Here is a 5,004-nt window from a genome sequence, read left to right on the forward strand (position 1 = left end):
TGGGCGCCGAGTTCGCCCTCGTCTCGGTGCGCCGCAGCCAGATCGAGCCGCTGGCGGCCGGGGGCCGGCCCGCGCCGTACCGCGGGGCGCTACCCCGTGCCGTAGTGGTCGACGAGCGCCCGCAGCGCCCGCGCGTCCTCCACCGCGCGCGCCTTGGCGACCCCCGGCTGGATGCCCATGGCGGCCAGCGAGGTGCCGTCGGCGAGGTCGAGGTGGACCCAGGGGTCGCCGGGCCGCAGGTTGACCCGCAGCACCTCCGCCCACTCCAGGCGGCGCTTGGTGGTCAGGTTCACCACCGTGACGCCCTCGGGGTCGGCGACGACCTTCGGCCGGCTCAGCAGCGCGAGCACGCCGAAGATCAGCAGTCCGCTGCCGATGAAGGTGAGCCGGTCGCCCGGCCCCCAGCCGGTCTTCCCCGTGCTGGGCAGCAGCAGGGCGATGGCGGTGAAGACCGCCAGCAGCGCCGCTCCGATGCTCAGCAGGACGGCCCGGGTGCGGGTCGGCCGGAAGGTGACCGGCAGCTCGGGCAGGCCGGGCGGTACGGGGCGGTCGGGCTGGGGCGCGGGGGCGGGCACGGCGGGGACTTCCTCGATTTCCTGGTCGTCTTGACGTTGTCCGGCGACGTCCGGCGTCCTTGGGCCTCGTCCGGCGCGGAGGCCGGTGAGTGCCACCGGGGGACTCAGAGCCGGCAGGCGTGGATGCCGGTGGTGAGGATGGCGCGGGCGCCGAGGTCGTAGAGGTCGTCCATGATGCGCTGGGCGTCCCGGGCCGGGACCATCGCGCGGACGGCGACCCAGCCCTCGTTGTGGAGCGGGGAGACCGTGGGCGACTCGAGCCCGGGGGTGAGGGCGACGGCCTTCTCAACGGATTCGACCCGAATGTCGTAGTCCATCATCACATAGCGCCGGGCCACCAGAACGCCCTGCATGCGCCGGAGGAACTGCTGCACCTTGGGGTCGTCGACGCCCGCGCCCGTGCGGCGGATGACGACCGCCTCGGACTCCAGGATCGGCTCGCCGATGATCTCCAGGCCGGCGTTGCGCAGGGTGGTGCCGGTCTCGACGACATCCGCGATGATCTCCGCCACGCCGAGCTGGATGGCGGTCTCCACCGCGCCGTCGAGGTGCACGACGGACGCCTCGACGCCGTTCTCGGCGAGGTGCCGCTCGACCAGACCGGAGAAGGAGGTGGCCACCGTCATGCCGCCGAACTCGCTCACGTCCTTGGCGGTCCCGGGGCGGGTGGCGTAGCGGAAGGTGGAGCCGGCGAAGCCGAGCTGCATGATCTCCTCGGCGCCCGCGCCGGAGTCCAGCAGCAGGTCGCGCCCGGTGATGCCGATGTCCAGCCGGCCGGAGCCGACGTAGACGGCGATGTCGCGGGGCCGCAGGAAGAAGAACTCGACCTCGTTGGCGGAGTCGACCAGGACCAGCTCCCTGCGGTCCTTCCGCTGGCGGTAGCCGGCCTCATGGAGCATCGCCGACGCAGGCTCGGAGAGAGAACCCTTGTTGGGGACGGCGATGCGCAGCATGAGAGCGATTTCCTTCGCGGGTCGGCGCGTCGCGCCGGGGCGGACGCGCAGGGGTGGGTCGGTGCGCGCTGCGCGGAGGCACAGGCGCGCGGGGGGTGCGGAACTCAGGGCGTACGGGAACGGGACACGCGGCGCGGCACGGGGCGCGGCACGCCGCGTGATCGCTCAGAGATGAGCGTAGACGTCGTCGAGGGAGATGCCCCGGGCCACCATCATCACCTGGAGGTGGTAGAGCAGCTGGGAGATCTCCTCGGCGGTGCGGTCGGCGCCCTCGTGCTCGGCGGCCATCCACACCTCCGCCGCTTCCTCGACCACCTTCTTGCCGATCGCGTGCACGCCCTTGTCCACCAGCTCGGCGGTGCGGGAGGTGCTGGGGTCGCCGGTGGCGGCCTTCTGCCGGAGCTCGGTGAAGAGCTCCTCGAATGTCTTGTTGGCCATGGTGGTCCTAGCCTACGGGGTCGGTGCCCCGGCTCAGCGCCAGGGCTCGGCGACCGAGCGCAGCGTGGCGGCCGTGGCGACGGCCGCCGTCACCGCCTCGTGGCCCTTGTCCTCGGTGGAGCCCTCCAGGCCGGCGCGGTCCAGTGCCTGCTCCTCGGTGTCGCAGGTCAGCACGCCGAAGCCGACGGGGACGCCGGTGTCGACGGAGACCTGGACCAGGCCCTGGGTGACGCCCTGGCAGACGTAGTCGAAGTGCGGCGTGCCGCCGCGGATCACCACGCCGAGGGCGACGACCGCGTCGTAGCCGCGGCCCGCGAGGACCTTGGCGACCACCGGCAGCTCGAAGCTGCCGGGCACCCGCAGCAGGGTGGGCTCGTCGATGCCCAGCTCGTGGAGGGCGCGCAGGGCACCGTCCACCAGACCGTCCATCACCTTCTCGTGCCACTGGGCGGCGACGACGGCCACCCGCAGGTCGCGGCAGTTCTTCACGGTCAGTTCGGGGGCGCCCTTACCGCTCACGTCTCTCCTCGTGCTGGGTCGTACAGGTGGGTGTGTGCAGGTCGTACGGGGTCGTGCCGGGGTTCGTCCGGGGGTGGCGCGCGGTCACTGCGTGCCGCAGGCGGACACCGGGGCGGCGTCCAGCCAGGGCAGGTCGTGGCCCATGCGGTCCCGCTTGGTCCGCAGATAGCGGAGGTTGTGCTCGCCGGCCTGGATCGGCATCGCCTCCCGGTCGCCGACCCGCAGGCCGTGGCGGACGAGGGCGGCGCTCTTCTCCGGGTTGTTGGTCATCAGCCGGACGCTGCGCACCCCGAGGTCGGTGAGCATGCGGGCGCCGGCGGCGTAGTCGCGGGCGTCGGCGGGCAGCCCGAGTTCCAGGTTGGCGTCGAGCGTGTCGCGGCCGCGCTCCTGGAGCTCGTAGGCGCGCAGCTTGGACAGCAGCCCGATGCCGCGGCCCTCGTGCCCCCGGAGGTAGATGATCACGCCCCGGCCCTCGGCGTCGATCCGCTCCATCGCCGCGTGCAGCTGGGGGCCGCAGTCGCAGCGCAGGGAGTGGAAGACGTCCCCGGTGAGGCACTCGGAGTGGACCCGGGCCAGCACGTCCTCGCCGTCGCCGATCTCGCCCCGGACCAGGGCGATGTGCTCGACGCCGTCGAGGTCGGAGCGGTAGCCGTAGGCGCGGAACTCGCCGAAGGCGGTGGGCAGCCGGGTCTCGGCCTCCCGGCGCACGGCGGGCTCGGCGGTGGGGTGCTCCACGGCAGCAGGCGCGGCGGGAGGCGCTGCGGAGTGCTCGGCCGGGTCCCACGGCCGGTGCTCGCCCGGCCGGTGCTCGCTCGCCTCGGTGGACCGGCGGTAGGCGATCAGGGCCTCGATGGAGATGATCGACAGCCCGTGCCGCCGGGCGAAGGGCACCAGCTCGGGCAGGCGCAGCATGGTGCCGTCCTCGCCGGCGATCTCGACGATCGCGGCGGCCGGGCGCAGCCCCGCCAGCCGGGCCAGGTCGACACCGGCCTCGGTGTGCCCGGGGCGGGTCAGCACGCCGCCGGGGCGGGCGCGGAGCGGGAAGACATGGCCGGGGCGGACGAAGTCGTCGGCCGTGACGGACTCCCCGGCGGCGAGCAGCCGCAGGGTCGTGGACCGGTCCGCGGCGGAGATGCCGGTGGTGACGCCATGGGCGGCCGAGGCGTCCACGGACACGGTGAACGCCGTCCGCATGGACTCCGTGTTCTCCTCGACCATCTGCGGCAGCCGGAGCCGGTCGAGCTCGGCCGGCTCCATGGGGGCGCAGATCAGGCCGCGGCACTCGCTCATCATGAAGGCGACGATCTCGGGCGTCGCCTTCTCGGCGGCGACCACGAGGTCGCCCTCGTTCTCCCGGTTCTCGTCGTCGACCACGACCACCGGCCGTCCGGCGGCGATGTCGCGGACGGCCCGCTCCACGGGGTCCAGCGCGAGGTCGCCGACGGCCGGCTCCCCGGCGCGGTCGAGGTCGTACCAGTCCTGTACGGCGGTCATGACAGCGCTCCTTCCAAGGCGGGCCGCGCGGCGCGGGAGCGCTGCCACCAGTCGTAGGCACCCCACAGCACCAGGGCGAGATAGAACACGTAGACGAGACCGGAGAAGGCCAGTCCGCTGTTGAAGGCGAGCGGCACGCCCACGAGGTCGACGAGCAGCCACGCGAACCAGAACTCCACCAGCCCGCGGGCCTGGGCCACCATCGCGACGAGGGTGCCCACGAAGATGTAGGCGTCCGGCCAGGGGTTCCAGGACAGCTCGGGGAAGGCCGTGAAGAGGCCGCCGACGGCGAGGGTGCCGACCGCGGCGCCGCCGAGCAGCAGGCCGCGCTCGCGCCAGGTGGCGAAGCGGACGGCGATGCCGCCGTCCCGCGCGGTGCGCTCGCCGCCCACCCACTGGCGCCAGCCCCACAGCGCGACCACGATCACCAGCAGCTGCTTGCCGACGCCGCCGCTGAGGTGCGCGGAGGCGTAGGCGCCGATGAGGACGAGGCCGGAGACGAGCTGGACCGGCCAGGTCCATATCGAGCGCCGCCAGCCGAGCGCGAGGGCGGCCAGACCCAGCAGGTTGCCGATCATGTCGGACCGGATGACGCGCTGGTCGAAGAGGGTGAACGCCTCTCCGTTGAGCCAGGTCAGGGCGTTCACTCGACGCTCTCCTCGACGACGGCGGCGACAGCGGCGACGGCACGGGCGTCGGCGCTGTCGGCGGTGACGGTCCCGGCGGTGACGGTCCCCGGGGCGGCGCCGCCGAGGAGGCGCTCGACGTACTTGGCGAGGACGTCGACCTCCAGGTTGACCGGCTCGCCGACCTGCTTGAGGCCCAGCGTGGTCAGCGCGAGCGTGGTGGGGATGAGGCTGATCGTGAAGTGGTCGTCGGCCGCGTCCACGACGGTGAGGCTGACCCCGTCCACGGTGATCGAGCCCTTCTCCACCACATAGCGGGCCAGCCGCGGCGGCAGCGAGACCTTGACGATCTCCCACCGCTCGCCGGGGGTCCGCTCCAGGATCGTGCCGGTGCCGTCG

General features: G+C 73.3%; 6 protein-coding genes and 1 pseudogene. All 7 read right to left on the reverse strand.

Annotated elements, in window-relative coordinates; translation table 11 throughout:
- Window positions 1-89: 89 nt before the first annotated feature.
- A complete protein-coding gene (locus tag ACSNOD_RS28270; RefSeq protein ID WP_436769911.1) occupies window positions 90-575 on the reverse strand; it encodes a PH domain-containing protein in 486 nt (161 codons plus the stop codon).
- 104 nt (window positions 576-679) lie between these two features.
- Window positions 680-1,528: an ATP phosphoribosyltransferase gene (gene hisG / locus ACSNOD_RS28275; RefSeq protein ID WP_436769912.1), complete on the reverse strand. Its 849-nt coding sequence runs from the start codon at window positions 1,526-1,528 to the stop codon at window positions 680-682.
- Window positions 1,529-1,693: 165 nt separating this feature from the next.
- Window positions 1,694-1,966, reverse strand: coding sequence for a phosphoribosyl-ATP diphosphatase (locus ACSNOD_RS28280; RefSeq protein ID WP_436769913.1), 273 nt, complete (start codon window positions 1,964-1,966; stop codon window positions 1,694-1,696).
- Window positions 1,967-1,999: 33 nt separating this feature from the next.
- Window positions 2,000-2,485: a 6,7-dimethyl-8-ribityllumazine synthase gene (gene ribH, locus ACSNOD_RS28285; RefSeq protein WP_436769914.1), complete on the reverse strand. Its 486-nt coding sequence runs from the start codon at window positions 2,483-2,485 to the stop codon at window positions 2,000-2,002.
- An 84-nt stretch (window positions 2,486-2,569) separates the two neighbouring features.
- Complete coding sequence (gene ribA / locus ACSNOD_RS28290; protein WP_436769915.1) at window positions 2,570-3,979, reverse strand: GTP cyclohydrolase II; 1,410 nt, start codon at window positions 3,977-3,979, stop codon at window positions 2,570-2,572.
- Window positions 3,976-4,626, reverse strand: a complete 651-nt coding sequence (locus ACSNOD_RS28295) for a nicotinamide mononucleotide transporter family protein (protein ID WP_436769916.1) — start codon at window positions 4,624-4,626, stop codon at window positions 3,976-3,978. The genes ribA and ACSNOD_RS28295 overlap by 4 nt, the downstream gene beginning before the upstream one ends.
- A pseudogene (locus ACSNOD_RS28300) lies at window positions 4,623-5,004 on the reverse strand (hypothetical protein); the annotation flags it as partial. The gene ACSNOD_RS28295 and the pseudogene ACSNOD_RS28300, both read right to left, overlap by 4 nt.

Source organism: Streptomyces sp. URMC 123, assembly GCF_051386515.1.
Lineage (GTDB): Bacteria > Actinomycetota > Actinomycetes > Streptomycetales > Streptomycetaceae > Streptomyces.